The sequence below is a fragment of the uncultured Ruegeria sp. genome, from assembly GCF_947504215.1.
Lineage (GTDB): Bacteria > Pseudomonadota > Alphaproteobacteria > Rhodobacterales > Rhodobacteraceae > Ruegeria.
The window spans coordinates 1-22,888 of the sequence record NZ_CANNGO010000012.1; the positions used below are offsets into that span (position 1 = coordinate 1).

General features: G+C 54.8%; 40 protein-coding genes. 35 read left to right on the forward strand and 5 right to left on the reverse strand.

What is annotated here, in order from left to right; translation table 11 throughout:
• Positions 1-109: 109 nt before the first annotated feature.
• Positions 110-451: a RidA family protein gene (locus Q1B21_RS17600; protein ID WP_299891558.1), complete on the reverse strand. Its 342-nt coding sequence runs from the start codon at positions 449-451 to the stop codon at positions 110-112.
• Positions 452-677: 226 nt separating this feature from the next.
• Positions 678-1,655 carry an oxidoreductase gene (locus Q1B21_RS17605; RefSeq protein ID WP_299891561.1) on the reverse strand — a complete coding sequence of 326 codons (978 nt, stop codon included), beginning with the start codon at positions 1,653-1,655 and terminating at the stop codon, positions 678-680.
• A 281-nt stretch (positions 1,656-1,936) separates the two neighbouring features.
• On the opposite strand from Q1B21_RS17605, the gene rpsJ reads away from it, so the two are divergent.
• From rpsJ to Q1B21_RS17635, 6 genes are all read left to right on the forward strand, one after another.
• Positions 1,937-2,251 (forward strand): 30S ribosomal protein S10, encoded by a 315-nt coding sequence (gene rpsJ / locus Q1B21_RS17610; protein WP_008756422.1) that lies wholly within the window; start codon positions 1,937-1,939, stop codon positions 2,249-2,251.
• An 18-nt stretch (positions 2,252-2,269) separates the two neighbouring features.
• Positions 2,270-2,995 carry a 50S ribosomal protein L3 gene (gene rplC / locus Q1B21_RS17615; RefSeq protein ID WP_037314939.1) on the forward strand — a complete coding sequence of 242 codons (726 nt, stop codon included), beginning with the start codon at positions 2,270-2,272 and terminating at the stop codon, positions 2,993-2,995.
• Positions 2,992-3,609 (forward strand): 50S ribosomal protein L4, encoded by a 618-nt coding sequence (gene rplD, locus Q1B21_RS17620; RefSeq protein WP_299891565.1) that lies wholly within the window; start codon positions 2,992-2,994, stop codon positions 3,607-3,609. The genes rplC and rplD overlap by 4 nt, the downstream gene beginning before the upstream one ends.
• Positions 3,606-3,902 (forward strand): 50S ribosomal protein L23, encoded by a 297-nt coding sequence (locus Q1B21_RS17625; RefSeq protein WP_085823275.1) that lies wholly within the window; start codon positions 3,606-3,608, stop codon positions 3,900-3,902. The genes rplD and Q1B21_RS17625 overlap by 4 nt, the downstream gene beginning before the upstream one ends.
• 148 nt (positions 3,903-4,050) lie before the next feature.
• Complete coding sequence (locus Q1B21_RS17630; RefSeq protein WP_299891567.1) at positions 4,051-4,269, forward strand: DUF6500 family protein; 219 nt, start codon at positions 4,051-4,053, stop codon at positions 4,267-4,269.
• A gap of 12 nt (positions 4,270-4,281) precedes the next feature.
• Positions 4,282-4,512 (forward strand): hypothetical protein, encoded by a 231-nt coding sequence (locus Q1B21_RS17635; protein WP_299891860.1) that lies wholly within the window; start codon positions 4,282-4,284, stop codon positions 4,510-4,512.
• Between the two features lie 167 nt (positions 4,513-4,679).
• Here Q1B21_RS17635 and Q1B21_RS17640 read toward each other — a convergent pair whose 3' ends face one another.
• Together Q1B21_RS17640 and Q1B21_RS17645 are read right to left on the reverse strand one after the other, a co-directional pair.
• On the reverse strand, positions 4,680-5,408 hold the full coding sequence (locus Q1B21_RS17640) for a hypothetical protein (protein WP_299891570.1): 729 nt from the start codon (positions 5,406-5,408) through the stop codon (positions 4,680-4,682).
• A complete protein-coding gene (locus Q1B21_RS17645) occupies positions 5,392-5,889 on the reverse strand; it encodes a hypothetical protein (protein WP_299891572.1) in 498 nt (165 codons plus the stop codon). Before Q1B21_RS17645 ends, Q1B21_RS17640 begins: the two co-directional genes overlap by 17 nt.
• Before the next feature lie 326 nt (positions 5,890-6,215).
• Here Q1B21_RS17645 and rplB point away from each other — a divergent pair, with 326 nt between their 5' ends.
• The 20 genes from rplB to rpmD all read left to right on the forward strand — a co-directional run bounded on the left by rplB (position 6,216) and on the right by rpmD (position 15,764).
• Positions 6,216-7,058 carry a 50S ribosomal protein L2 gene (rplB, locus tag Q1B21_RS17650; RefSeq protein WP_298937824.1) on the forward strand — a complete coding sequence of 281 codons (843 nt, stop codon included), beginning with the start codon at positions 6,216-6,218 and terminating at the stop codon, positions 7,056-7,058.
• Positions 7,059-7,061: 3 nt separating this feature from the next.
• Positions 7,062-7,340: a 30S ribosomal protein S19 gene (gene rpsS, locus Q1B21_RS17655; protein WP_010437056.1), complete on the forward strand. Its 279-nt coding sequence runs from the start codon at positions 7,062-7,064 to the stop codon at positions 7,338-7,340.
• 3 nt (positions 7,341-7,343) lie between these two features.
• Entirely contained in the window at positions 7,344-7,724 is a 381-nt protein-coding gene (rplV, locus tag Q1B21_RS17660) for a 50S ribosomal protein L22 (RefSeq protein ID WP_120633916.1), read from the forward strand.
• Positions 7,724-8,434 carry a 30S ribosomal protein S3 gene (gene rpsC, locus Q1B21_RS17665; RefSeq protein WP_037311761.1) on the forward strand — a complete coding sequence of 237 codons (711 nt, stop codon included), beginning with the start codon at positions 7,724-7,726 and terminating at the stop codon, positions 8,432-8,434. The genes rplV and rpsC overlap by 1 nt, the downstream gene beginning before the upstream one ends.
• A 12-nt stretch (positions 8,435-8,446) precedes the next feature.
• Complete coding sequence (gene rplP, locus Q1B21_RS17670; RefSeq protein WP_085823145.1) at positions 8,447-8,860, forward strand: 50S ribosomal protein L16; 414 nt, start codon at positions 8,447-8,449, stop codon at positions 8,858-8,860.
• 161 nt (positions 8,861-9,021) lie between these two features.
• Positions 9,022-9,570 (forward strand): amino acid synthesis family protein, encoded by a 549-nt coding sequence (locus Q1B21_RS17675; RefSeq protein ID WP_299891579.1) that lies wholly within the window; start codon positions 9,022-9,024, stop codon positions 9,568-9,570.
• 50 nt (positions 9,571-9,620) lie between these two features.
• Positions 9,621-10,241, forward strand: a complete 621-nt coding sequence (locus tag Q1B21_RS17680; protein ID WP_299891582.1) for a 2OG-Fe(II) oxygenase family protein — start codon at positions 9,621-9,623, stop codon at positions 10,239-10,241.
• Between the two features lie 206 nt (positions 10,242-10,447).
• Positions 10,448-10,654: a cold-shock protein gene (locus tag Q1B21_RS17685; protein ID WP_298937827.1), complete on the forward strand. Its 207-nt coding sequence runs from the start codon at positions 10,448-10,450 to the stop codon at positions 10,652-10,654.
• A gap of 199 nt (positions 10,655-10,853) precedes the next feature.
• A complete protein-coding gene (locus Q1B21_RS17690; protein ID WP_298937828.1) occupies positions 10,854-11,279 on the forward strand; it encodes an ester cyclase in 426 nt (141 codons plus the stop codon).
• Between the two features lie 196 nt (positions 11,280-11,475).
• Positions 11,476-11,682, forward strand: coding sequence for a 50S ribosomal protein L29 (rpmC, locus tag Q1B21_RS17695; RefSeq protein ID WP_037311745.1), 207 nt, complete (start codon positions 11,476-11,478; stop codon positions 11,680-11,682).
• A 4-nt stretch (positions 11,683-11,686) separates the two neighbouring features.
• A complete protein-coding gene (gene rpsQ / locus Q1B21_RS17700) occupies positions 11,687-11,917 on the forward strand; it encodes a 30S ribosomal protein S17 (RefSeq protein WP_298937829.1) in 231 nt (76 codons plus the stop codon).
• Between the two features lie 76 nt (positions 11,918-11,993).
• The gene (gene rplN / locus Q1B21_RS17705) at positions 11,994-12,362 is read left to right on the forward strand and encodes a 50S ribosomal protein L14 (protein ID WP_298937830.1); all 369 of its coding nucleotides are present in this window, start codon (positions 11,994-11,996) and stop codon (positions 12,360-12,362) included.
• A 2-nt stretch (positions 12,363-12,364) separates the two neighbouring features.
• Positions 12,365-12,676, forward strand: a complete 312-nt coding sequence (gene rplX / locus Q1B21_RS17710; protein ID WP_120633911.1) for a 50S ribosomal protein L24 — start codon at positions 12,365-12,367, stop codon at positions 12,674-12,676.
• Positions 12,669-13,229, forward strand: coding sequence for a 50S ribosomal protein L5 (rplE, locus tag Q1B21_RS17715; protein ID WP_298937832.1), 561 nt, complete (start codon positions 12,669-12,671; stop codon positions 13,227-13,229). The genes rplX and rplE overlap by 8 nt, the downstream gene beginning before the upstream one ends.
• 19 nt (positions 13,230-13,248) lie before the next feature.
• A complete protein-coding gene (rpsN, locus tag Q1B21_RS17720) occupies positions 13,249-13,554 on the forward strand; it encodes a 30S ribosomal protein S14 (RefSeq protein ID WP_010437098.1) in 306 nt (101 codons plus the stop codon).
• A gap of 13 nt (positions 13,555-13,567) precedes the next feature.
• Positions 13,568-13,960 carry a 30S ribosomal protein S8 gene (gene rpsH / locus Q1B21_RS17725; RefSeq protein ID WP_298937833.1) on the forward strand — a complete coding sequence of 131 codons (393 nt, stop codon included), beginning with the start codon at positions 13,568-13,570 and terminating at the stop codon, positions 13,958-13,960.
• A gap of 12 nt (positions 13,961-13,972) precedes the next feature.
• On the forward strand, positions 13,973-14,506 hold the full coding sequence (gene rplF, locus Q1B21_RS17730) for a 50S ribosomal protein L6 (RefSeq protein WP_298937834.1): 534 nt from the start codon (positions 13,973-13,975) through the stop codon (positions 14,504-14,506).
• Positions 14,507-14,517: 11 nt separating this feature from the next.
• Positions 14,518-14,877 (forward strand): 50S ribosomal protein L18, encoded by a 360-nt coding sequence (rplR, locus tag Q1B21_RS17735; RefSeq protein ID WP_010437103.1) that lies wholly within the window; start codon positions 14,518-14,520, stop codon positions 14,875-14,877.
• Positions 14,878-14,993: 116 nt separating this feature from the next.
• On the forward strand, positions 14,994-15,563 hold the full coding sequence (rpsE, locus tag Q1B21_RS17740; RefSeq protein ID WP_120633993.1) for a 30S ribosomal protein S5: 570 nt from the start codon (positions 14,994-14,996) through the stop codon (positions 15,561-15,563).
• 12 nt (positions 15,564-15,575) lie between these two features.
• Positions 15,576-15,764 carry a 50S ribosomal protein L30 gene (gene rpmD, locus Q1B21_RS17745; RefSeq protein WP_008757946.1) on the forward strand — a complete coding sequence of 63 codons (189 nt, stop codon included), beginning with the start codon at positions 15,576-15,578 and terminating at the stop codon, positions 15,762-15,764.
• Between the two features lie 90 nt (positions 15,765-15,854).
• On the opposite strand, the gene Q1B21_RS17750 is transcribed toward rpmD, so the two are convergent.
• Positions 15,855-16,286: a MarR family winged helix-turn-helix transcriptional regulator gene (locus Q1B21_RS17750; protein WP_298937835.1), complete on the reverse strand. Its 432-nt coding sequence runs from the start codon at positions 16,284-16,286 to the stop codon at positions 15,855-15,857.
• A gap of 78 nt (positions 16,287-16,364) precedes the next feature.
• On the opposite strand from Q1B21_RS17750, the gene Q1B21_RS17755 reads away from it, so the two are divergent.
• From Q1B21_RS17755 to rpsK, 9 genes are all read left to right on the forward strand, one after another.
• Positions 16,365-16,733 (forward strand): antibiotic biosynthesis monooxygenase, encoded by a 369-nt coding sequence (locus Q1B21_RS17755; protein ID WP_298937836.1) that lies wholly within the window; start codon positions 16,365-16,367, stop codon positions 16,731-16,733.
• A gap of 21 nt (positions 16,734-16,754) precedes the next feature.
• Positions 16,755-17,204, forward strand: coding sequence for a hypothetical protein (locus Q1B21_RS17760; protein WP_298937837.1), 450 nt, complete (start codon positions 16,755-16,757; stop codon positions 17,202-17,204).
• A 217-nt stretch (positions 17,205-17,421) separates the two neighbouring features.
• Positions 17,422-17,637, forward strand: coding sequence for a DUF1127 domain-containing protein (locus Q1B21_RS17765; RefSeq protein ID WP_298937838.1), 216 nt, complete (start codon positions 17,422-17,424; stop codon positions 17,635-17,637).
• Positions 17,638-17,872: 235 nt separating this feature from the next.
• Positions 17,873-18,346, forward strand: coding sequence for a 50S ribosomal protein L15 (rplO, locus tag Q1B21_RS17770; RefSeq protein WP_299077844.1), 474 nt, complete (start codon positions 17,873-17,875; stop codon positions 18,344-18,346).
• 109 nt (positions 18,347-18,455) lie between these two features.
• A complete protein-coding gene (gene secY / locus Q1B21_RS17775; protein ID WP_298937840.1) occupies positions 18,456-19,820 on the forward strand; it encodes a preprotein translocase subunit SecY in 1,365 nt (454 codons plus the stop codon).
• On the forward strand, positions 19,817-20,479 hold the full coding sequence (locus Q1B21_RS17780; protein ID WP_299891600.1) for an adenylate kinase: 663 nt from the start codon (positions 19,817-19,819) through the stop codon (positions 20,477-20,479). The genes secY and Q1B21_RS17780 overlap by 4 nt, the downstream gene beginning before the upstream one ends.
• Positions 20,480-20,608: 129 nt before the next feature.
• A complete protein-coding gene (locus tag Q1B21_RS17785) occupies positions 20,609-21,772 on the forward strand; it encodes a glycosyltransferase family 87 protein (protein ID WP_299891603.1) in 1,164 nt (387 codons plus the stop codon).
• 278 nt (positions 21,773-22,050) lie between these two features.
• Positions 22,051-22,419, forward strand: coding sequence for a 30S ribosomal protein S13 (rpsM, locus tag Q1B21_RS17790; protein WP_074736181.1), 369 nt, complete (start codon positions 22,051-22,053; stop codon positions 22,417-22,419).
• Positions 22,420-22,433: 14 nt separating this feature from the next.
• Positions 22,434-22,823, forward strand: coding sequence for a 30S ribosomal protein S11 (gene rpsK, locus Q1B21_RS17795; protein ID WP_037311698.1), 390 nt, complete (start codon positions 22,434-22,436; stop codon positions 22,821-22,823).
• Positions 22,824-22,888 lie beyond the last annotated feature (65 nt).

Below are 22,888 nucleotides of genomic sequence, written 5' to 3' on the forward strand. Positions count from 1 at the left end.
CGTTGTGTCGAAGATTGTAGAGTAATCGGTAGACCGGGCGTCAGCCCGGCACATCGTTGAAACAAAGAAGGCCGCCCGTTGTGGGGCGGCCTTCTTTTTGATCTACCGCTTAGCCGTATGCGGCATCGACTATGAATTCTACCTTAAGTTCGGCGCGTGCCAGTTTGGCTTCGCCGCACGCCCGCGCGGGGGCGTGCCCGGAAGGAACCCAAGCATTCCAGATCTCGTTCAATCCCGCAAAGTCCTTCATGTCGGCAAGCCAGATCGTCACGCGCAGCATTTTTTCACGGGACGAACCTGCCTGCACAAGTAGAGCGTCGATTTTCTCAAGGCAAATCCGGACTTGTTCCTGAATCGTCTCACCTTCAGCAACTTGCCCGGTCAGATAGGCGACTCCGTTGTGTTTTACAATTTTGGACGAACGTTCGCCGGTCTCTATGCGATTGATCATAAGGGTCTCTTGCCATTTCTAAGGAGTGGATGCAGATTTGTTGTGTACTGCCAGTGTAGTTTTGGATGCAGAATGCCATTCAACGCAAACGCAAACTGATAAAAACAATTTCAAAATTTCTGAACTCTTTCGCCAGGTCAAACGCGTATAAGCGCCACCAAAAAGTGCCAAGGTAGCCTTACGGCGTCACACAAAAGCGGACAGGCTGAGTTGCAGTATGCTGCTCTCAGGTAGCTTTCAACAGTCGCTCGCTGATTTCCCACAAACGCTCGGCGCTTTCATCATCGCAAGCATGTGGGTCAACACCCACGTACCGGGCCATCGGGCTTTCCGGGTCGGTTGGTGCTGCCACATTGCAATCTTCACAATACACACCGGGGTAGTCTGCGAGCACCGTTGCCGTTGCCGCCCACAGCGTCGTTGAGCAGCCCTGTTCTGGTGTTTTGAACCCTTGCTTGGCCAGCTCGGATGGCTCGCCGTCTTCTCCGAGCCATCCTAGTGCGATCATTTCTTCTTTGGGCAAGTGCCGCTGCAGGGGCGTGAAAATTCCCCCAGGATGGGCGGAGAAAGCGGTACCTCCGGCGTCCTTCAGTCGCCGGGACAGGCCGTTTGCAAACAATGCGTTTGCCGTCTTTGCCTGTCCATAGGCCTGCCACTTTTCGTAGGCGGCCTGCTCAAAGTTGATGTCGTCCCAAATCATGTCTGAGAGTTTATGAGCTGTCGAAGATAGGCTCACCACCCGGGCGCCTGATGTGTCTTTCAGTTTGGACAGCATCCCTAAACTCAGTGCAAAATGGCCCATATGATTGACCCCGAATTGAGATTCCCAACCGGGTCCGACGCGGGTTTCGGGGCAGGCCATGATACCCGCATTGTTGATGAGGAAATCCAACTGCGAAAGTTGATCCTGCATCGCTTCGGTGAAGCGCTTAACTGAATCAAGATCCGCCAGATTCATCGGAGCAGTTTGAACATCGCCGGGTACGCCACCCAGCGCGTCCTCGGCTTTTTTCGGAGTGCGAACCGGAACAATCACCGAGGCGCCATTTGCGGCCAGACAGCGAACCGTTTCAAGGCCAATCCCGCTATAACCACCGGTCACAATCGCGGTTTTCCCCGAGAGGTCCAAACCATTCAACACCTCGGCTCCTGTGCTCTTGGCGTGAAATGCCGATTGCGTCGGGACTTGATCAGTTATTGCCATGATATGCTCCTGCCTTCGTGGTTCAGTTTCGGCGTTGTTTGATGTTGACATGTTGTATTGGGCGTGTGGGAAAGGCAAACGCGTTGGGCAAAGGTTTGCTTCAGCGACCAATGCTGTTTGTTGCACTTCCCCCTTGCCAAACCCCTCACACCCCTGTAGATCGCGCGAGTTCTCAACAAGAACATCAAGGCGGGGTGATTCCCGCCTTTTGGGTTCGATGAGGGTTGGCGATGCGCGCTTGTCCTCCTCTCAACCTCAACGCCTGATAAAAGGCTGTTATTATGCAAAGCCAAAATATTCGTATTCGGCTGAAGGCATTTGACTATCGCGTCCTGGATGCCAGCACGCAAGAGATCGTCAACACTGCCAAGCGGACCGGCGCGAACGTGCGCGGCCCGATCCCGCTGCCGAACAAGATCGAGAAGTTCACGGTTCTCCGTGGCCCTCACGTTGACAAGAAATCCCGCGACCAGTTCGAGATCCGCACGCACAAGCGTCTGCTCGACATCGTTGATCCGACCCCCCAGACCGTTGACGCGCTGATGAAGCTCGACCTCGCCGCTGGTGTGGACGTCGAGATCAAGCTGCAGTCGTAAGATCGGAGGGTATAGATTATGCGCTCTGGTATTATCGCAAAAAAAGTCGGCATGACCCGCCTGTTCATGGAAGACGGCAAGCAGATCCCTGTGACCGTTCTTCACCTGGACAACCTGCAGGTTGTTGCACAGCGCACTGATGAGCAGGATGGCTATACCGCTGTTCAGCTGGGTGCCGGTGCTGCCAAGGCAAAACGCACCTCGAAGGCCATGCGCGGCCACTATGCCGCTGCCAAGGTCGAGCCCAAGCGTAAGCTGGCCGAGTTCCGCGTCTCAGCCGATGGCCTGATCGAAGTGGGCGCCGAGATTTCGGCAGAACACTTCCTGGAAGGTCAGAAGGTTGACGTTTCGGGCACCTCGATTGGTAAAGGCTTTGCCGGTGCAATGAAGCGCCACAACTTCGGTGGTCTTCGCGCCTCACACGGTGTTTCGATCAGCCACCGCTCGCACGGTTCAACTGGCCAGTGTCAGGATCCAGGCAAGGTTTTCAAAGGCAAGAAGATGGCCGGTCACATGGGTGCAGCCCGTGTAACCACCCAGAACCTGGAAGTCGTCAAAACTGACGCCGACCGGAACCTGGTCTTCATCAAAGGCGCCGTTCCCGGACCGAAATCGGGCTGGGTAACTGTCAAGGACGCCGTCAAGAAGAAAGCACCGGAAGGTCTGCCTTTCCCGGCAGCCGTAAAAGGTGCCGCAACTGAAGCACCTGCGGAAGAAGCACCCGCGGAAGGTGGTGAAGCATGAAACTTGATGTAATCAAACTGGACGGCAAAAAAGCCGGCAACATCGAGCTGGATGCAGACCTGTTCGGCCTCGAGCCGCGCGCGGACATCCTGCACCGTGTGGTCCGTTGGCAGCGCAACAACGCGCAGGCTGGCACCCACAAGGTCAAGACCCGCTCGGAAGTGTCCTACTCGACCAAGAAGATCTATCGTCAAAAAGGCACCGGTGGCGCACGCCACGGCGCCCGTTCGGCACCGATCTTCCGGGGTGGTGGCGTTTACAAAGGTCCCGTCGTGCGCTCGCACGGTCACGACCTGCCGAAAAAGTTCCGCAAACTTGGTCTGCGCCACGCGTTGTCTGCCAAAATGGCAGCTGGTGAGCTGGTCGTGATCGAAGACGCCGCATCCGAGGGCAAGACTGCCGCTCTGGCCAAGCAGGTTGCAAACCTGGGCTGGAAACGCGCTCTGGTTATCGACGGCGCCACCGTGAACGAAGAGTTCGCCCGTGCAGCCGCAAACATCGAAGGTCTGGATATCCTGCCAACGATGGGCGCAAACGTCTATGACATCCTTAAGCGTGACACTCTGGTGATCACCAAAGCGGGTGTCGAAGCACTGGAGGCTCGACTGAAATGAGCGCGAAGGCAGAACACTACGACGTGATACGCAAGCCGATTGTCACCGAAAAGTCGACCATGGCGTCAGAGAATGGCGCGATTGTCTTTGAAGTGGCGATCGACAGCAACAAGCCGCAGATCAAAGAAGCGGTTGAATCGCTGTTTGGTGTCAAGGTGAAGGCGGTGAACACCACCATTACCAAAGGCAAGGTCAAACGGTTCCGCGGCCAGTTGGGCAAGCGGAAAGACGTCAAGAAAGCATATGTGACCCTGGAAGAGGGTAACACCATCGACATCTCTACCGGTCTCTGATCGGACCTGTCTTTGGAGCGAATTAAAGGCCCCCGCGCAAGCGGGGGTTTTTTTGTTTTAGCGACCGCCTGTTTTGGCCCACGCTTGCCAGATTCCAATCACTCAAGCGGTGTGCTACTGGCCTAGGGGCAACGACGGAGCGACCACATTGAGATCAAGTTTGAGAGCCAAGGCCACCGCAATCTGCAACGAAAAGATTGCCAAGAAAGGTGAGGCCGTTGGCCTGTCGTTTTATGCATTTTTCGCCAATAAGAACGACGACCCAGAGTTGCTTATGGAAGCAGCGGAATGGTGGATTAAGAAACACGAGCTGGACCATTTCGAGAAGGCAGTTAAGATCCGAGACATGATCAACTCGGGTGCTTGATGAGCGGTAGCATTGTCGGCGCAGCTGCCGTTGCTCCCCGCACATGAAGCGGATAGGCTCGCCCTTATGAAACATGTCCCTAAAGAAACGACGGATGATGCCCTTATTCAGGAGTTCCTGGATAAAGGAGGCAAAGTCAGCGTCGGCAAGACCAAACCCGCGCCCGCTGAGCTTGGTCTGAGCAAGAATGTTTGGAACGCCAAGCTGACCAAGGAAGAGAAGGCTGCGCGCGACAAGAAGTGATCGTGCGAGGCCGGTTGGGCAAGCGGAAATACGTCAAAAAGCATATGTGACTCTGGAAGAAGGGAACACCATTGATGGGTCCACCGGTCTCTGATCGGATCCGTCTTTGGAGAAAGATAAATGCCCCCCCGAAAGCGGGATTTTTTTGTTTTGAAGTTAAGTGACAGTCAATACCGCTCAAATACGTTCTGTAGCAATGTTTCAATGTGAGCGGCAGACTTATTTGGGCCGACCTTTAGTGTGTTAGGGTGGCCGCAACCATTTCTGAGCCCAAGAGCTTTTTGAAGTTCTTCTTTGGCGTTTTTTCCGATCACCGAAATAGCAGCGAGCCGATCAAGAAAATCAGATTCGCCCATGCGACCTAAGTCATCGGGCGTCTTCGCTGGTTTCCATCTGCTATTCACACGCTTTGCTTCTGCATTGAATTCGTTGAGATGGTTTGTATGAACGTGTTTATGTAGTACGTCCATTGCACCCAGCCATGACATAACAACTGCGGCTCGAAAAAGCTCGGCTTCGTGACATTTGATGGCTTCTTCGACAAACTCTCTTGTGGCTCCATCTACAATTTTAACAAGATGAGCCCTTAAATCGATTGCCACTTGCATTGCTGAAGGGCTCATTTTCGAAACACCTAGATCTCGTAGGTGTAGTTTACCCGCATTTGTTAGTTCCCAACCTTTGTCGGTGCGGATAGCTTTTCCTTTGCTGTTGCCTAGAACCTGTGAGACATTCCAATTCTTGTTCTTCAGCTCTCTCAGACCAGCAGAAGCGGCAATCTCGCGAATTTGCGAGACTGAAAGTGGGCAGGCTGAGGTGGCCAGAATAAGCAGTACCTTATCTAGCCTCGGTAGGTCCTTGTTTAGCCAATCTTTTAGTTCACTCGATGGCAGCAATTTTTGTCTCTAATTGTTTTCGTTCGCTAGCATTCAGTGCATAGGTATCTTTGGAGATAAGGTTTATGCGTTTGTTTTTGGTGAGAGTTGCCAACGTTCTTGTCAGGTTACTCCCCATGCTTTCGTTGTAGTATGTAGTAGCGTTTTTCATTTCCTTAAGAATATCCGAACGGCTTGATGATGTGTTTTTTTGTACAAATTCAAGCTGTGCTAACGCACATACCGCGAGCTCCGGCCCCGTTTGGGCGCTCAAATGGGCTGCCAACGTGTTGGTGGAAAAATCATGACCTGAGTCAAAGTTGGGTTTGATGGCATCCAGTTTGCTCGATGAATTCTCGTTAGAATTCTCAACTGGTACTTTTGTCGATAGTTCACCCATAGTTGTCAAAAGATCTTCTATCCCGCCTGTGAGAAAGGCAGGATCCCCTTCGTACTCGAGTTCCATTGAGCCGACTTTAATGCGAATTTTCGCGCTGTTCATGCGTTACTCCTATTTCAAATAACACTTTGATTGATTACAGCTTTAGGCAGACGTGAGCAAGTTGTTGCGCACGCTTAGATTTGAGTGACCAGAAGGGTCTTGAAGTTTCGCGAGAAGTGTTCTTGTGGGCTTAGGAATTTCCGCCGAACCCTATAGACACCCACCCCCAACACTGCTAAACGCACCCAATCTTACGGCCTCGGATTCGTTCCGGGGCCTCTGATATTTGTAACCGGGGACCTTCGGGGCCCTATACCCTTGGCACCTACGGGGGCCTATCACATAGCGGGGAAATCCCCGCACTTGCTAAACGGAAGACAGAAAGCATGGCACTCAAGTCGTACAAGCCGACGACGCCGGGCCAGCGCGGGCTGGTGCTGATCGACCGTTCGGAGCTTTGGAAAGGACGTCCGGTCAAGTCTCTCACTGAGGGTTTGACCAAATCGGGCGGCCGGAACAACACCGGACGGATCACTTCACGCCGCCGCGGCGGTGGCGCAAAGCGTCTCTACCGGATCGTTGACTTTAAACGGAATAAATTCGATGTCTCGGCAACCGTTGAACGGATCGAATATGACCCGAACCGGACCGCATTCATCGCACTGGTAAAATACGAAGACGGCGAGCAGGCCTATATCCTCGCTCCGCAGCGTCTGGCTGTTGGTGACAAAGTCGTGGCATCTGCCAAGGCCGACATCAAGCCGGGCAACGCGATGCCGTTCTCGGGCATGCCAATCGGTACCATCGTCCACAACATCGAAATGAAGCCTGGCAAAGGCGGTCAGATCGCACGTGCGGCCGGTACTTACGCTCAGTTCGTTGGCCGCGATGGCGGCTACGCTCAGATCCGTCTGAGCTCGGGCGAGCTGCGCATGGTCCGTCAGGAATGCATGGCGACCATCGGTGCCGTGTCCAACCCCGACAACTCGAACCAGAACCTCGGTAAAGCCGGTCGTATGCGTCACAAGGGCGTGCGTCCGTCGGTCCGTGGTGTCGCTATGAACCCGATCGATCACCCGCACGGTGGTGGTGAAGGTCGGACCTCGGGTGGCCGTACACCGGTTACGCCTTGGGGTAAGGACACCAAGGGTAAGCGTACCCGCAACAAAAACAAAGCGTCCCAGAAGCTGATCATCCGCTCGCGGCACGCCAAGAAGAAGGGACGTTAATCCATGTCTCGCTCTGTTTGGAAGGGTCCTTTCGTCGATGCTTATGTGCTGAAAAAAGCCGAAGCAGCGCGCGAGTCGGGCCGTAACGAAGTTATCAAAATCTGGTCGCGTCGTTCCACCATTCTGCCCCAGTTCGTGGGTCTGACTTTTGGTGTTTACAACGGCCACAAGCATATCCCCGTCAACGTCTCGGAAGACATGATCGGTCAGAAGTTCGGTGAGTATTCGCCAACTCGGACCTATTACGGTCACGCCGCTGACAAAAAAGCGAAACGGAAGTAAGTCATGGGCAAGGAAAAGAACCCCCGCCGCGTGGCCGAAAACGAAGCAATGGCGAAAACGCGCATGCTCCGTACCAGCCCGCAGAAACTGAACCTGGTTGCACAGATGATCCGTGGCAAGAAAGTCGAGAAGGCGTTGACCGACCTGACGTTCTCGAACAAGCGGATCGCGCAGGATGTGAAGAAATGCCTTCAGTCCGCAATCGCCAACGCCGAGAACAACCACAACCTAGACGTCGACGAGCTGATCGTTGCCGAAGCATGGGTTGGCAAGAACCTGGTCATGAAGCGCGGTCGCCCGCGTGCACGTGGTCGGTTCGGCAAGATTATGAAGCCGTTCTCGGAGATCACCATCAAGGTGCGTCAAGTTGAGGAGCAAGCCTAATGGGACATAAAGTCAATCCGATCGGCATGCGCCTTCAGGTGAACCGCACCTGGGACAGCCGCTGGTATGCAGATACCAAGGACTACGGTGATCTTCTGCTGGAAGATCTGAAAATCCGTGAGTTCATCAACAAAGAGTGCAAGCAAGCGGGCATCGCCCGTGTGATCATCGAGCGTCCGCACAAAAAGTGCCGCGTCACGATCCACACAGCACGCCCGGGCGTCATCATCGGCAAAAAAGGCGCAGACATCGAAGTTCTGCGCAAGAAGATCGCCCTGATGACAGACAGCGAACTGCACCTGAACATCGTCGAAGTGCGCAAGCCCGAGCTTGACGCGCAACTGGTTGCCGAGTCCATCGCTCAGCAGCTGGAGCGCCGGGTTTCGTTCCGTCGCGCGATGAAGAGGTCTGTTCAGAACGCTATGCGCATGGGATCTCTGGGTATCCGGGTGAACGTCGCTGGCCGTCTGGGCGGCGCCGAAATCGCACGGACCGAGTGGTACCGCGAAGGCCGTGTGCCTCTGCATACGCTGCGCGCCGACATCGATTACGCACAAGCCGAAGCGATGACTCCTTATGGGATCATCGGGATCAAGGTCTGGATCTTCAAAGGTGAGATCATGGAGCACGATCCACAGGCACGTGACCGTAAAGCACAGGAACTCCAGGACGGCCCTGCACCTCGTGGTGCTGGTGGCGGTCGTCGCTAAGGAGGGAAAGATATGCTTCAACCAAAGCGTACTAAATTCCGCAAGATGCACAAAGGCCGGATCAAGGGTGAAGCCAAAGGCGGCTCTGATCTGAACTTTGGCACCTACGGTCTGAAAGCTCTTGAGCCTGAGCGTGTAACTGCACGCCAGATCGAAGCTGCACGTCGTGCCATGACGCGTCACATGAAGCGTCAGGGCCGCGTCTGGATCCGCATCTTCCCCGACACTCCGGTCACTGCAAAGCCGATCGAAGTTCGTATGGGTAAAGGTAAAGGTTCCGTCGATCGTTGGGCCTGCAAGGTCAAGCCTGGCCGCGTGATGTTCGAGATCGACGGCGTCAATGACGACATCGCCCGCGAGGCCCTGCGCCTGGCCGCGATGAAGCTGCCGATCAAGACTCGCGTCGTGGTTCGCGAAGACTGGTAAGCGATTTTGGGGGAGACCCCGTTCGTGATGAGACTGACCCCCGTCGGGAACCCGGCGGGGGTCTTCTTTTTCTTTGGTACAGAAAATCCGCGATAACGTGATTGAGATCGACGAATGGCAAACCTACCCCTAGGCTGCCGATCAGTTAACGAGAGGTCGCCATGGTTCAGTTACGCAAAAAGGTACTGGTCAAAGAAGTGGTCACCACTGATCAACTTGGCCAGCCTTGCACGCCAGTCGTTCGCGTTGCGGTGATGGCTGTGTTCCAAAACCCGCTGGCCGGAAAATTCTCGGAAGATCTGTCGGAGTTGTTTGAAATCGGCGGAACTGTGGGCGGCGGTCTCGCGGCTGAAGCAATCGCTCATCTGGCTAGTGATCCCGTCTCGTATGGGAAGGCTGTGATCGTCGGCGCGAATGGTGATCTGGAGCAGGGTGGAGCTGTAATCCACCCACGCCTAGGTGCCCCGATGCGCGCGGTGGTTGGCGGGGGTGAGGCTGTTATTCCTTCAAATGCCAAACTGGGTGCGCCAGGTTGTGCGATTGATCTGCCGCTTGGTCATAAGGACAATCCATGGTCTTTCGACCATTTCGACACGATGACATTGAGTGTACCCGATGCGCCGAAACCGGACGAGATTGTGCTGTGCCTTGCCTATGCGGATGGCGGCCGACCGATCCCGCGCTGCGGCAAGGGGCCTCTAAAGGCATAACCCGGTCGCGTAGGCTGGCCTTGCTGGAAAAGCTAGGTTATGCCCGGCCCATGGCACAGATTGAATCGCTTTTCGTTACCCGTCTCTATCGCGCAGCTTTGTCCGAGTTCGATCCCAAGATCGACCCGGAAGAGCTGGAAAGCTCCTGCCTTGTCATCGCAGAGGATGACGAAGCCGGGCAGGAATGGTGTGAAGAGAACGGCTATCCCGGTTACACAAGCTATGCCTCTCTGAGCGATTTGCCCTGGCGGTTTCCGATCTTTGCCGATCTGGTTAAGGCGCTGGACCAGCACGTCGCGGCTTTTGCCAAAGATCTGGAGTTTAATCTGGGTGAGGGAGAACTGAAACTCGAGGACATCTGGATCAACATCCTGCCCGAGGGCGGAATGCATGCCAGCCATATCCACCCCCACAGCGTGATCTCGGGCACGACTTATGTGTCGATGCCCAATGGCACCAGCGTGCTAAAGCTGGAAGATCCCCGCTCGGCCCGTATGATGGCAGCGCCGACGCGTCTGAAGGGCGGGCGACGTGAGTTGCAGCCGTTCATCTATGTGAAACCCGAGGTGGGAGATGTCCTGCTTTGGGAAAGCTGGCTGCGTCACGAGGTGCCGATGAATATGGCCGAGGAAGAGCGGATCAGTGTTAGCTTCAACTACAAGTGGGATTAGCAAAGCGCCGCCGATCGCCTAGGAGATTTGACGCAAATTGGGGATAAGCCTTGCAATGTGCTGGAATATAACCCATGTGGGGCACGCTTACGTTTTTCTTTTTCGACCACTGTCTCCTGATTTTCGGCGCTCAGTCTCTCGATCCAGACCTACTACGCCGCGCTGTCGCAATTCCGCGGACAGCAACTAATTAGGAGACTACGGATATGGCCACTGGCACCGTAAAATGGTTCAACACAACTAAAGGTTTTGGCTTCATCGCACCGGAGACTGGTGGCAAAGATGTGTTTGTACACATCTCTGCTGTCGAGCGCTCGGGTCTGACCGGCCTGGCCGACGACCAGAAAGTAACATTCGACATCGAGCCCGGCCGTGACGGTCGCGAGTCGGCTGTGAACATCGCTCTGGCGTAAGTCACTCAGACTTTAACAGTTGAAGACGCGGTCTCGTGCAAACGAGGCCGCGTTTTTCGTTTCAATTTAGACCTAACTAGATTTTTGACTGAGTTGCCACACACCTTCGATTGGAATGGTCAGTAACACAATCTGAGAAAATCTGGAGCCAGCTCATATAGAATCTTGTATGCTCCTTGGATCATGGGGGGTGTTTGCTGTGAAAGAAGCTGAACGAGTGGTTCGCCAATTCCACGAGAGTTGGGGTATGCGCGATCCTGATCGCGGAGCCGAGGTAATTGCCGAAGATTGCCAGTTTGAGGATGTTGCTCGTGAAGAAAAACAACTTGGCAAGTTAGCATACAAAGAGGACTACGAGCGCTGGCGACTGGCATTCCCAGATGGAGAATGCATCGTTGACAATGTGATCGTCAGCGATTGCGGTGAATGGGCTATCGTCGAGTTCCACAATACCGGCACTCATACAGGTGTGCTGCATTCAAGCCTTGGTGAATTCGAACCGACCGGAAAGCGATACGAAGTGCGTTATTGTTCGGTGATGCGGGTGAAAGGTGGCATGGTTGTTGAGGGAAGAGACTATTACGACAGCGCCACCATCGCACGACATTTGGGCTTAGTGAAGTAAGCAAGGAATAGCGTGCTTAGAGTAGCTGCTTGTGTCTTCCCAAAGTTTTCCTTGCCACCCACCAGCGACTCCCCTATAGAGCGGCATCTTGCGATCACCCGGCTGAGTCGGGGATTCGTATGTCTATCATTCATCCACCAGGTCAAAGGTGACCCTTTAAGGGGCCTTCTGGTGTTTTGAGCAAAGGAAAAAGGCGATGAACGCCCAAGAACTGCGTGACAAGACCCCGGACCAGCTCCGCGAGGAACTGGCCAACCTGAAGAAAGAAAGCTTTAACCTGCGCTTTCAACAGGCCACCGGTCAGCTGGAAAGCACCGCCGGCATCAAAGCGGCCCGCCGCAACGCTGCCCGCGTCAAAACCATTCTGAACGAAAAGGCCGCTGCTGCGGCATCGGAGGAGTAATCCTATGCCCAAGCGTATCCTGTCCGGCACCGTAACAAGCGATGCCAACGCACAAACTGTAACCGTATCCGTCGAGCGCCGCTTTACGCATCCGGTTCTGAAGAAAACCATCCGTAAGTCCAAGAAATACCGGGCTCACGATGAAAAGAACGCCTTCAAGGTCGGCGATGCAGTCCGCATCATCGAATGCGCGCCGAAATCGAAGACTAAACGTTGGGAGGTTCTGGAAGCTTAAGCTTCCAGGATTTTTCCATTTGTCGAAACCCTGGGGGATCTAACCAGACCAGCCCCCACAGGTCGGGAGAAACCACATGATCCAGATGCAGACCAATCTGGATGTCGCTGACAACTCCGGCGCACGCCGAGTTCAGTGCATCAAGGTCCTGGGTGGTTCCAAGCGTAAATACGCCTCCGTTGGCGACGTAATCGTCGTCTCGGTGAAGGAAGCCATCCCGCGCGGCCGCGTAAAGAAAGGTGACGTCCGTAAGGCCGTCGTCGTGCGCACCGCCAAAGAAGTTCGCCGCGAAGATGGTACCGCGATCCGTTTCGATCGCAACGCCGCCGTCATTCTGGGCAACAACAATGAGCCGGTAGGTACCCGTATCTTTGGCCCCGTTGTTCGCGAACTGCGCGGCAAGAACTTCATGAAAATCATCTCACTCGCTCCGGAGGTGCTGTAATCATGGCTGCTAAACTCCGCAAAGGCGACAAGGTCGTCGTGCTGGCCGGTAAGGACAAGGGCAAAGAGGGGACTATCACCTCGGTTGATCCATCCGCCGGCAAAGCTGTCGTTGATGGCGTGAACATCGCGATCCGTCACACCCGCCAGACCCAGAACAATCAGGGCGGTCGCTTGCCTCAGGCAAATCCGATCGAACTGTCGAACCTGGCTCTGCTGGACAAGAACGGCAAAGCAACCCGCGTTGGCTTCCGCATGGAAGGCGACAAGAAAGTGCGCTTCGCCAAGACCACGGGGGACGTGATCGATGCTTGATACCGCAAACTATACCCCGCGTCTGAAAGCTCAGTACGCTGAAACCATCCGCCCGGCTCTGAAAGAAGAGTTCGGTTACAAGAACGACATGCAGCTGCCGAAGCTGGAAAAAATCGTTCTAAATATCGGATGTGGTGCAGAAGCTGTTCGGGATTCCAAGAAAGCAAAAGCCGCTGTCGAGGATCTGACTGCGATTGCTGGTCAACAGGCTGTTTCGACCAAGGCGAAAAAGTCGATCGCGGGTTTCCGTGTCCGTGAAGACATGCCGCTGGGTGCGAAAGTGACCCTGCGCGGTGACCGGATGTACGAATTCCTGGATCGCCTGATCACCATCGCGATGCCGCGTATTCGTGACTTTCGCGGTGTAAAGCCGTCTTTCGATGGTCAGGGCAACTTTGCCATGGGCATGAAAGAGCACATCGTGTTCCCGGAAATCGACTTCGACAAGGTCGATGAGGTCTGGGGCCTGGATATCGTAATTGCCACCACAGCGAAAACCGACGCTGAAGGCAAGGCATTGTTGAAGCAATTCAACATGCCGTTCAACGCCTGAGCGCCGGGAGGATTAAGACATGGCTAAAAAAGCAATGATCGAACGCGAAAAGAAGCGCGAGCGCCTGGTGGCCAAATATGCCGCAAAGCGTGCCGAGCTGAAAGAAATCGCGAATGACGAGAGCAAGCCGATGGAAGAGCGTTTCAAAGCGCGTCTGAAACTGGCGAAGCTGCCGCGCAATAGCTCGGCAACCCGTCTTCACAACCGCTGCCAGCTCACCGGCCGTCCTCATGCTTACTACCGTAAGCTGAAGGTCAGCCGTATTGCGCTGCGCGAGCTGGGCTCTGCTGGTCAGATCCCCGGCATGGTGAAATCGAGCTGGTAAGGGAGAGAATGATATGAACGATCCTATCGGCGATATGCTCACCCGTATCCGCAACGCGCAAATGCGCGGCAAGTCCACCGTTTCCACCCCAGCGTCAAAGCTGCGCGGTTGGGTTCTGGACGTGCTGGCGGACGAAGGTTACATCCGTGGCTACGAAGCGACGACCGGGACCAACGGTCATCCGGCCATCGAAATCAGCCTGAAATACTACGAAGGCACTCCTGTTATTCGCGAACTGAAGCGGGTTTCCAAACCCGGCCGTCGTGTTTACATGGGCGTCAATGACATCCCGCAGGTCCGTCAGGGTCTGGGCGTGTCGATTGTCAGCACTCCGAAAGGTGTGATGTCGGACCAGAACGCACGCTCCAACAATGTTGGCGGCGAAGTGCTCTGCACCGTCTTCTAAGGAGGTCTGTCAATGTCTCGTATTGGCAAAAAACCGGTCGAGCTGCCCAGCGGCGTTTCCGCCACTGTGTCCGGCCAGACCATTGAAGTTAAGGGCCCGAAAGGTGCCCGCAGCTTTACCGCAACCGACGACGTTACGCTGTCGGTCGAAGACAACGTGGTTACGATCAACCCTCGCGGCATGTCCAAGCGCGCGCGCCAGCAGTGGGGCATGAGCCGCACGATGGTCGCAAACCTGGTGGCCGGTGTGACCGAAGGCTTCAAGAAAGAGCTGGAGATCCAAGGTGTTGGTTACCGGGCGCAGATGCAGGGTAACACCCTGAAGCTGAACCTGGGTTACAGCCACGACGTTGATTTCGTTGCTCCGGAAGGTGTCACCATCACCGCACCGAAGCAGACGGTGATCATTGTGGAAGGAAACGACCAGCAGCAGGTTGGCGAAGTCGCAGCGAAAATCCGCGATTGGCGCCGTCCCGAGCCGTACAAAGGCAAGGGTATCCGCTACAAGGGCGAGTTCATCTTCCGCAAAGAAGGCAAGAAGAAGTAAGGACGCAAACAATGGCAAACAGCAAAAGAACCCTGTTTCTGAAGCGCCGCCTGCGCGTTCGGAACAAACTTCGCAAGGTCAACGCGGGTCGCCCGCGTTTGTCCGTACATCGTTCGAACAAGAATATCTCTGTTCAGCTGATCGACGACGTACGTGGCGTGACTCTGGCCTCGGCTTCGACCCTGGAAAAGGATCTGGGTGTTGTTGGCAAAAACAACGTCGAAGCTGCCACCAAAGTGGGCGCGGCTATCGCCGAGCGTGCCAAGAAGGCAGGTGTCGAAGAGGCCTATTTCGATCGTGGTGGCTTCCTGTTCCACGGCAAAGTGAAGGCTGTCGCCGACGCTGCGCGTGAAGGTGGTCTGAAGATCTAAAACCTGCGGGTGGCCGACCGGCCGCCCCGATGATCCAGGAGCCTCGGCACAAGTCGGGGCTCACTTGGATTGAACAAACGGCGCGGATAGCGCCACTAGAGAAAAGGGATGCCAAAATGGCAGAACGTGATAACCGCCGGGGCCGTGGTCGTGACCGCGACGAAACTCCGGAATTCGCAGATCGTCTGGTTGCGATCAACCGTGTGTCGAAAACCGTAAAAGGTGGTAAGCGCTTTGGCTTTGCCGCTCTGGTGGTCGTAGGCGATCAGAAAGGCCGCGTCGGCTTTGGCAAGGGTAAAGCGAAAGAAGTACCCGAGGCCATCCGCAAGGCGACCGAACAAGCCAAGCGTCAGATGATCCGCGTGCAACTGCGCGAAGGTCGGACCCTGCACCACGATATGGAGGGCCGTCATGGCGCCGGTAAAGTGGTTATGCGCACAGCGCCTGAAGGTACCGGTATCATCGCCGGTGGTCCGATGCGTGCCGTGTTCGAAATGCTGGGCGTGAAGGACGTTGTGTCCAAATCTCTGGGCTCGCAGAACCCGTACAACATGATCCGCGCAACCATCAACGGCCTGACCAAAGAGCAGAGCCCGCGTTCGGTTGCACAGCGTCGCGGCAAAAAGGTTGCCGACATCCTGCCCAAGCGGGACGAAGCACCAGCTGCTGCTGAAGCAGAAGCATAAGGAGAGCGACCCATGGCAAAAACCATCGTCGTAAAGCAGATCGGTTCCCCGATCCGTCGCCCCGCCGAACAACGCGCAACCCTGATCGGTCTGGGCCTGAACAAGATGCACAAAACCCGTGAGCTGGAGGATACCCCTTCGGTCCGCGGAATGGTCAACAAGATCCCGCATCTGGTAGAGATCATCGAAGAACGCGGTTAAACGCAGTTCTTTGAAAGATTAAAACGCCTCCGACAAGTTCGGAGGCGTTTTTTGTGCAAGTTTCTTGATTTGAGACCAATCGGGCTTGGCTCAACCTGAGCGCATGTTGGCGATAACTCTGCGCATGTAATCCATGAATTGCGCTTGCTCAGACACATTCAAAACTTGAAGCGCTTCGGCATTCACCGTCTGCGCCGAGTCATAGGCATTGTCTCGAAGTGCCGAGGACTTGTCTGTCAACCAGATCAACTGTGCTCGGGCGTCAGCAGGGTTTTTTGTTCTCTTGATCAGGCCGTCGCGTTCCATTCGATTAAGTGTATTGGCCAATGTCGCTTGTTCGACGTCGATTTTAGCAAGCAGATCCTTCTGCGAAACGCCATCCTTAACCCAGAGTTCCAACAAAATTGGGAATTGTCCGACAACAATGCCCAAAGGCACAATGTGGCGCTGCAACTCCTTGGCGAACAGCCGCGCCATGTGGTTGACGAGGTATCCGGCTGAGTTCTCTTTTTCGAAATCCATGGCCGAAACTTACACTTGCATAGTATGCTATACAATATTATATAGCTAGCTATGTTAATCTAGTGGAAAGGACGCACGATGGTACGCTTTGAGGAGTTGAATGAGATTGTCGCCTTGGCTGACCAGATGCAGTCGGAAGAGGGGCCAATCGTGTTGATCAACCTGTTTGAGGTCGATGTGAAAGACGAAGCGGCTTTGATAGAGGCCTGGACACATGATGCGGATTTTATGAAATCCCAAACAGGATACATCTCAACGCAGATGCATAAAGGTATCGCAGGCAGTACGACCTACGTGAATTATGCCATTTGGCAGGATGTCAAAAGCTTCCGTGACGCCTTTAGCCAGCCCGAATTCCAACGCCTGCTGTCCGAATACCCCAACAGTGCCGTGGCCCGCCCCCATCTTTTTCAGAAGATGGCCGTCGAAAACCACTGCATCGCCTAACGCCCTAATCGGAGCTGCCAAGTGTTAAGAGCAATCCACCCTGTTGCAGGAACGATCGGGTTCTTGACGATCCTGACTTTCTGGACCTCCACCGTTTACACTGAGTTGTTTGGAACTTACGCGGCTATAACCGTTGTCAAATCCATGATCGTCAACGGTCTATTCGTCCTCGTGCCAGCGATGGTTATCGTTGGTGCGTCTGGCATGTCCATGGGGCGCCGCCGTAAGGATGCGCCAGCAATCGCCAAAAAGAAGAGAATGCCAATCATAGCCGCGAACGGCTTGCTGATCCTGGTGCCAGCAGCGATCTATCTGAGTATGAAAGCCAGTGCCGGATCCTTCGACACGAACTTTTATGCAGTACAGATTGTCGAGCTGACAGCCGGAGCAGCCAATCTGATTTTGATGGGGCTAAGTATACGAGATGGTAGAAGGATGAGCGTACGCAGACGGCACGCTACTAAGAAATGACAGAGATTTTCACAAAACTCAGTCACATGCAGTCTTGCCGAGGCGTAGTCCACATGAGAAAAAATCAATCCCGTTCTGCCATTCACTGAATGCATAGCGGCTAGACCAAAACCTGTGTTGTTAGCGGTATCGTACGCGCCTATCTCAGCCTTGTCCGAATAAGGAACAACCAAGTGACATCGGGGAATACGCCCCGACATTCGAAAGGAATAGAGATATGGCACACACAGCAACACTGACACATGGCGGCTTCAACCTGAGCGCCCGTTTTGCAAACCTGATCGAGCGCGTAAAGGAAAACCGCGCCCGGGCGAGCGAATACACCCGCACGTACTCTGAGCTCAACCGCCTGAGCAACCGTGAACTGGACGACATCGGCATCCGCCGTTGCGACATTGCAGACATCGCGCGCGAGCACGCATATTGCGCGTAAATCAGCCCAGCTGATATACGAACCCTGAGGCGCCTTATGGCGCCTCTTTTGTGTTTAGGCGTTCCGATCACAAAAATCGCGGCCGCGCTTCCGCGCGCGAGACAAGAAACCTTGCAACCATGGGCACAAAGCTGTATCGGGCTCCGGTGGCATTGTGTCCACGAGAATCAAAATCAAGAAATGCCGTGTCTGACCCATCACGCTTCGGGGTCAATTCCGGCGAAGGAGAAGCGAAATGAAACTGAATGAATTACGCGACAACGCAGGCGCCACTAAGAAACGCACGCGCGTTGGCCGTGGCCCCGGTTCCGGCAAAGGTAAAATGGGTGGCCGTGGTATCAAAGGCCAGAAATCCCGCTCGGGTGTGGCTATCAATGGCTACGAAGGCGGCCAGATGCCACTGTACCAGCGCCTGCCGAAGCGTGGCTTTAACAAGCCGAACCGCAAGGAATTTGCCGTTATCAACCTGGGTCTGATCCAGAAATTTGTCGAAGCTGGCAAGTTGGACGCCAAAGCCGCGATTACCGAGGATGCACTGGTTGCGTCCGGTCTGGTGCGTCGCAAGCTGGACGGTATCCGTGTTCTGGCCAAGGGTGAAATCAGCTCCAAAGTGAACCTGGAAGTAACCGGTGCTTCGAAAGCTGCTGTTGAAGCGGTCGAGAAAGCGGGCGGTTCACTTACGGTCACAAAAGCTGCTGCGGCAGAGTAAGCGCTTGTGAGCGGGCCAAGACCCGCTTACATAGACCTCAGAGTTTTCCAAGACGCCGCCCGAGCCGGAAAACGGTTCCGGGCGGTGTTTGCATAAGAGAGACCGATTTATGGTATCAGCAGCTGAACAAATGGCAGCCAACACTAGCTGGGCTGCTTTGGGCAAAGCCACCGATCTGCGCAACCGCATCCTGTTCACGCTCGCTTTGCTGATCGTCTATCGTCTGGGCACCTTTATTCCGGTGCCGGGCATTGATGGTCAGGCGCTGCGTGAGTTCATGGAACAGGCGGGGCAGGGCATCGGTGGCATGGTTTCGATGTTTACCGGGGGCGCGCTGGGTCGGATGGGTATCTTTGCCCTCGGCATCATGCCTTACATTTCGGCCTCGATCATCGTGCAGCTGCTGACATCGATGGTTCCCGCGCTCGAACAACTCAAGAAAGAGGGCGAGCAAGGCCGTAAGAAGATCAACCAATACACACGTTTTGGCACCGTGGCGCTGGCGACCGTTCAGGCTTATGGCTTGGCTGTTTCGCTGGAATCGGGTGATCTGGCGACGGATCCGGGGCTCTATTTCCGCATGTCGACCATGATCACCTTGGTTGGTGGCACCATGTTCCTGATGTGGTTGGGTGAGCAAATCACCGCGCGTGGTATCGGCAACGGTATCTCTCTGATCATCTTCGTCGGCATTATCGCCGAGGTTCCGGCCGCACTGGCGCAGTTCTTCGCGTCGGGTCGTTCGGGTGCGATCAGCCCGGCTGTGATTGTCGGTGTGATTATCATGGTCATCGCAGTCATCACCTTTGTGGTGTTCATGGAACGCGCATTGCGCAAGGTTCATATTCAATATCCGCGCAGACAGGCGGGTATGAAGGTCTATGAAGGCGGTTCCAGCCACCTGCCGGTCAAGGTTAACCCGGCGGGCGTTATTCCTGCGATCTTTGCAAGCTCGCTGCTGCTGTTGCCCGTGACGATTTCGACCTTTTCGTCAGGTGCTACCAACGGACCGGTGATGTCTTGGCTGTTGGCCAACTTTGGCCCCGGGCAGCCGCTATATCTGCTGTTCTTTGCGTCGATGATCGTTTTCTTTGCGTATTTCTATACGTTCAACGTGTCGTTCAAACCGGACGATGTCGCCGATAACCTGAAAAAGCAGAACGGTTTTGTTCCGGGTATCCGTCCTGGCAAGAAAACTGCCGAATATCTGGAATACGTGGTCAACCGCGTGCTGGTTCTGGGCTCGGCCTATCTGGCGGCGGTGTGCCTGCTGCCTGAAATCCTGCGTGGTCAGTTCGCCATCCCGTTTTACTTCGGCGGCACCTCTGTTCTGATAATCGTCTCGGTCACCATGGACACAATTCAGCAGGTTCAAAGCCATCTTCTGGCGCATCAATACGAAGGTCTTATCGAAAAGTCCCAACTGCGCGGTAAAAGTAAGAAACGCGGCAGGAAGGGACCCTCTCGTCGATGAACATCATACTTTTGGGCCCCCCAGGGGCGGGCAAAGGAACGCAGGCGCGTCACCTGGTTGAAACACGCGGCATGGTGCAACTGAGCACCGGAGACATGCTGCGCGAAGCCAAGGACAGCGGGACCGAAATGGGCAACCGCGTGTCAGATGTGATGGCCAAAGGTGAACTGGTCACGGACGAGATCGTCATCGGCCTGATCCGCGAAAAGCTTGAGCATGGCGCCGAGGGCGGTTTCATCTTTGACGGCTTCCCGCGCACGCTGGCACAAGCGGATGCTCTGGGCGCACTGCTGGAGACCACGGGCAACATCCTGGACGCAGTGATTGAGATGGAAGTCGACGACACGGCGCTGGTCGAGCGTATCACGGCGCGCTCAACCTGTGGCGGCTGTGGCGAGGTCTACAACGATAAGACCAAGCCGATACCAGCAGATGGGCGTTGCACCAATTGCGGCAAGGAAAATGACTTCAAACGCCGGGCCGATGATAATGAGGAAAGCCTCAAGACCCGTCTGATGGAGTATTACAAGAAGACCTCGCCGCTGATTGGCTACTATTATGCCAAGGGCCAGCTCACCAAGATCAACGGTCTGGGTGAAATCGAGAACGTTCAGGCTGCCATCTCTGATGTGCTGGCGGTCGCCAAATCTAACAGCTAACAAGCAATTCTATGCTACGGTCCGCCTGAGCGCCGCATCCGGCAGGCCGGTTCAGTTATTGCAATTTATCGTATTTCGAGCTGCGGTCCAAAATCTTTCTTTCAGAATACATTTCGGGCGATATTTGATATGGTTCGGTGGAACAAGTACCTTTTCTTCATCATGATCAGCCTGCTCTGCTTAGCTGTTTTGGTCCTGTATTTTGCAACAATACAAAACGGCTATGACTTTGGAGATTATGTGGTCGGCCGGGATTTTCTGAACACCCATACTGGCGGCATGCTCATTTCGGAAGGTCGCTGGGGTATCTTGTTCCAACCTGAGAATTATTGGGTGGAGATTAAGAAATTACATGGGGCGGACTACCCCGTGCATGGATGGTCCTACCCCCCGCTGCTGTGGCCGGTTTCGCAGTTTCTTGCGCTCTTTCCTTATTTCCCTGCTTACTTGATCTGGACACTGTCTGGAATGGGCCTCGTCTTTGTGGCCGCTCGCATATGTGGTCTCAAATGGTTTTGGGGGGTGTTTGTGTGTCTCTCTCCTGCCGGCGTCTGGAACATATTTGCGGGTCAAAACGGTTTTTTTATATCATCTCTGATGATGATTGCGGTTGCGTTGAAGCTAAAGAACCGAAACGTCGCCGCTGGCCTGACCTGGGCTATGGTCGCCATAAAACCGCACCTGGGTCTTTGTGTTCTGCCGATGCTGGTTGGCCAGCGCCGGTTGAGGGTGATTGTATGGGGTGCGGTTTTTCTGGCTGGTGCAATTGCGCTTACCGCTTTCTTCTATGGTTTCGAGGTGTGGCGGCTGTTTCTGGCCGTGACGTCAAAGGGGCAGGTCCACGTCATTGAAACCTGGGAGGGACCTGTCCAATGGATGATGCCCAGCCCATTCATGCAAGGGCGTCTTTTGGATTTTGGCGTCGGCCAATCCTATTTGTTTCATATTGCGTTTGCGTTGATTTGCGCAGTTCTGCTCATCTTGCGCTGGCCCGGCCGAAGCCAAAGCCTGAGCCGCTGGATTCTCTGGCTCGTATTGGGTACTTTGCTGCTTCTGCCCTACAGCTTTGTTTATGACCTGGTGATGTTGCAATTTGCAGCGGCGATGTGGTTCGAGCGCGACCGTAACCTGTTTTCTGGGCGCGCGCAGCGACGGGAGCCCATCGTGATTGCGATCGTTTGGCTGCTACCTATATTGAGTGCGCTGGGTGCGCTTGCTTTCAGAGTTCAATTCGCGCCGTTCTTCCTGTTGTTCGTGCTCTATCATTTACCTCCGACAAAGGATGAGCAGTAAGAATTTCGCCGTTGGTGTGCGGCGGAATGCGTTGGTTCTCGGGCTAAAACAGACGGTGAGAGGACTTGTTACGCATAATCTGAGTACTTCCTCTTGACGGCTATGGCGTTTACACCTAACCAGCGCTATCTCAATGGAGAAACGATTCTTTGGTCCGGACTTAGTCCGCCTCGAATCGCTACCTGAATCAGCTGCGGCCCGTCGCTTAACGCTTCGGGCTTATGTTGTGAAAAAAGGTTCTGGAGCTACGGAACCGCAACAAAAAAGGAAAGTGACACGTGGCACGTATTGCCGGCGTAAACATCCCGACTGCAAAGCGGGTTCCAATCGCCCTCACATATATCACCGGTATCGGCAACACATCCGCGCAGGCAATCTGCGAAGCCGTGGGCATTGAAGCGCACCGTCGCGTTAATGAGCTGTCCGACGCCGAAGTTCTGGCCATCCGCGAGCACATCGACGCAAACTTCACCGTCGAAGGTGACCTGCGTCGTGAAGTTCAGATGAACGTCAAGCGTCTGATGGATCTGGGCTGCTATCGCGGTCTGCGCCATCGTCGTAACCTGCCCGTTCGCGGTCAGCGCACCCACACCAACGCTCGTACCCGCAAAGGCCCCGCAAAGGCCATTGCTGGCAAGAAGAAATAAGGAGGGTCTGACCGATGGCACGCGAAAAGACTCGTACCAAGAAAAAAGAGCGCAAGAATATCGCATCGGGCGTCGCCCATGTGAATTCGACCTTCAACAACACCAAGATCCTGATCTCGGACGTGCAGGGCAACGCCATTGCATGGTCGTCGGCTGGGACCATGGGGTTCAAAGGGTCGCGGAAATCTACTCCGTATGCTGCTCAGATGGCTGCAGAAGACGCAGGCAAGAAAGCACAGGATCACGGCGTCAAGACGCTGGAAGTCGAAGTTCAGGGCCCCGGTTCGGGTCGTGAATCGGCCCTGCGTGCGCTGGCTGCCGTGGGCTTCAACATCACGTCGATCCGTGACGTGACGCCGATTGCTCACAATGGCTGCCGCCCACCGAAGCGTCGCCGCGTCTAAGCGATATTATTACTGAGCTGGGGCTGTGTTTTTGCACGGCCCCGGTTCGCCGTTTTGAAACCTCG

What these genes read in the sequence shown, in the direction of transcription:
- Q1B21_RS17685 (WP_298937827.1), top strand. Translation starts at nt 10,448, where the DNA reads ATGGCCACTGGCACCGTAAAATGGTTCAACACAACTAAAGGTTTTGGC.
- rplF (WP_298937834.1), top strand. Translation starts at nt 13,973, where the DNA reads ATGTCTCGTATTGGCAAAAAACCGGTCGAGCTGCCCAGCGGCGTTTCC.
- rpsE (WP_120633993.1), top strand. Translation starts at nt 14,994, where the DNA reads ATGGCAGAACGTGATAACCGCCGGGGCCGTGGTCGTGACCGCGACGAA.
- Q1B21_RS17625 (WP_085823275.1), top strand. Translation starts at nt 3,606, where the DNA reads ATGAGCGCGAAGGCAGAACACTACGACGTGATACGCAAGCCGATTGTC.
- rplV (WP_120633916.1), top strand. Translation starts at nt 7,344, where the DNA reads ATGGGCAAGGAAAAGAACCCCCGCCGCGTGGCCGAAAACGAAGCAATG.
- Q1B21_RS17605 (WP_299891561.1), bottom strand. Translation starts at nt 1,655, where the DNA reads ATGGCAATAACTGATCAAGTCCCGACGCAATCGGCATTTCACGCCAAG.
- rplX (WP_120633911.1), top strand. Translation starts at nt 12,365, where the DNA reads ATGGCTGCTAAACTCCGCAAAGGCGACAAGGTCGTCGTGCTGGCCGGT.
- rpsS (WP_010437056.1), top strand. Translation starts at nt 7,062, where the DNA reads ATGTCTCGCTCTGTTTGGAAGGGTCCTTTCGTCGATGCTTATGTGCTG.
- rplN (WP_298937830.1), top strand. Translation starts at nt 11,994, where the DNA reads ATGATCCAGATGCAGACCAATCTGGATGTCGCTGACAACTCCGGCGCA.
- rpsH (WP_298937833.1), top strand. Translation starts at nt 13,568, where the DNA reads ATGAACGATCCTATCGGCGATATGCTCACCCGTATCCGCAACGCGCAA.
- Q1B21_RS17755 (WP_298937836.1), top strand. Translation starts at nt 16,365, where the DNA reads ATGGTACGCTTTGAGGAGTTGAATGAGATTGTCGCCTTGGCTGACCAG.
- rplC (WP_037314939.1), top strand. Translation starts at nt 2,270, where the DNA reads ATGCGCTCTGGTATTATCGCAAAAAAAGTCGGCATGACCCGCCTGTTC.
- rplD (WP_299891565.1), top strand. Translation starts at nt 2,992, where the DNA reads ATGAAACTTGATGTAATCAAACTGGACGGCAAAAAAGCCGGCAACATC.
- Q1B21_RS17785 (WP_299891603.1), top strand. Translation starts at nt 20,609, where the DNA reads ATGGTTCGGTGGAACAAGTACCTTTTCTTCATCATGATCAGCCTGCTC.
- rpsQ (WP_298937829.1), top strand. Translation starts at nt 11,687, where the DNA reads ATGCCCAAGCGTATCCTGTCCGGCACCGTAACAAGCGATGCCAACGCA.
- rpmC (WP_037311745.1), top strand. Translation starts at nt 11,476, where the DNA reads ATGAACGCCCAAGAACTGCGTGACAAGACCCCGGACCAGCTCCGCGAG.
- Q1B21_RS17645 (WP_299891572.1), bottom strand. Translation starts at nt 5,889, where the DNA reads ATGAACAGCGCGAAAATTCGCATTAAAGTCGGCTCAATGGAACTCGAG.
- Q1B21_RS17765 (WP_298937838.1), top strand. Translation starts at nt 17,422, where the DNA reads ATGGCACACACAGCAACACTGACACATGGCGGCTTCAACCTGAGCGCC.
- Q1B21_RS17780 (WP_299891600.1), top strand. Translation starts at nt 19,817, where the DNA reads ATGAACATCATACTTTTGGGCCCCCCAGGGGCGGGCAAAGGAACGCAG.
- Q1B21_RS17750 (WP_298937835.1), bottom strand. Translation starts at nt 16,286, where the DNA reads ATGGATTTCGAAAAAGAGAACTCAGCCGGATACCTCGTCAACCACATG.
- rplR (WP_010437103.1), top strand. Translation starts at nt 14,518, where the DNA reads ATGGCAAACAGCAAAAGAACCCTGTTTCTGAAGCGCCGCCTGCGCGTT.
- rplO (WP_299077844.1), top strand. Translation starts at nt 17,873, where the DNA reads ATGAAACTGAATGAATTACGCGACAACGCAGGCGCCACTAAGAAACGC.
- Q1B21_RS17600 (WP_299891558.1), bottom strand. Translation starts at nt 451, where the DNA reads ATGATCAATCGCATAGAGACCGGCGAACGTTCGTCCAAAATTGTAAAA.
- Q1B21_RS17675 (WP_299891579.1), top strand. Translation starts at nt 9,022, where the DNA reads ATGGTTCAGTTACGCAAAAAGGTACTGGTCAAAGAAGTGGTCACCACT.
- secY (WP_298937840.1), top strand. Translation starts at nt 18,456, where the DNA reads ATGGTATCAGCAGCTGAACAAATGGCAGCCAACACTAGCTGGGCTGCT.
- rplP (WP_085823145.1), top strand. Translation starts at nt 8,447, where the DNA reads ATGCTTCAACCAAAGCGTACTAAATTCCGCAAGATGCACAAAGGCCGG.
- rpsN (WP_010437098.1), top strand. Translation starts at nt 13,249, where the DNA reads ATGGCTAAAAAAGCAATGATCGAACGCGAAAAGAAGCGCGAGCGCCTG.
- Q1B21_RS17680 (WP_299891582.1), top strand. Translation starts at nt 9,621, where the DNA reads ATGGCACAGATTGAATCGCTTTTCGTTACCCGTCTCTATCGCGCAGCT.
- rpsJ (WP_008756422.1), top strand. Translation starts at nt 1,937, where the DNA reads ATGCAAAGCCAAAATATTCGTATTCGGCTGAAGGCATTTGACTATCGC.
- rpsK (WP_037311698.1), top strand. Translation starts at nt 22,434, where the DNA reads ATGGCACGCGAAAAGACTCGTACCAAGAAAAAAGAGCGCAAGAATATC.
- rplE (WP_298937832.1), top strand. Translation starts at nt 12,669, where the DNA reads ATGCTTGATACCGCAAACTATACCCCGCGTCTGAAAGCTCAGTACGCT.
- rplB (WP_298937824.1), top strand. Translation starts at nt 6,216, where the DNA reads ATGGCACTCAAGTCGTACAAGCCGACGACGCCGGGCCAGCGCGGGCTG.
- rpmD (WP_008757946.1), top strand. Translation starts at nt 15,576, where the DNA reads ATGGCAAAAACCATCGTCGTAAAGCAGATCGGTTCCCCGATCCGTCGC.
- rpsC (WP_037311761.1), top strand. Translation starts at nt 7,724, where the DNA reads ATGGGACATAAAGTCAATCCGATCGGCATGCGCCTTCAGGTGAACCGC.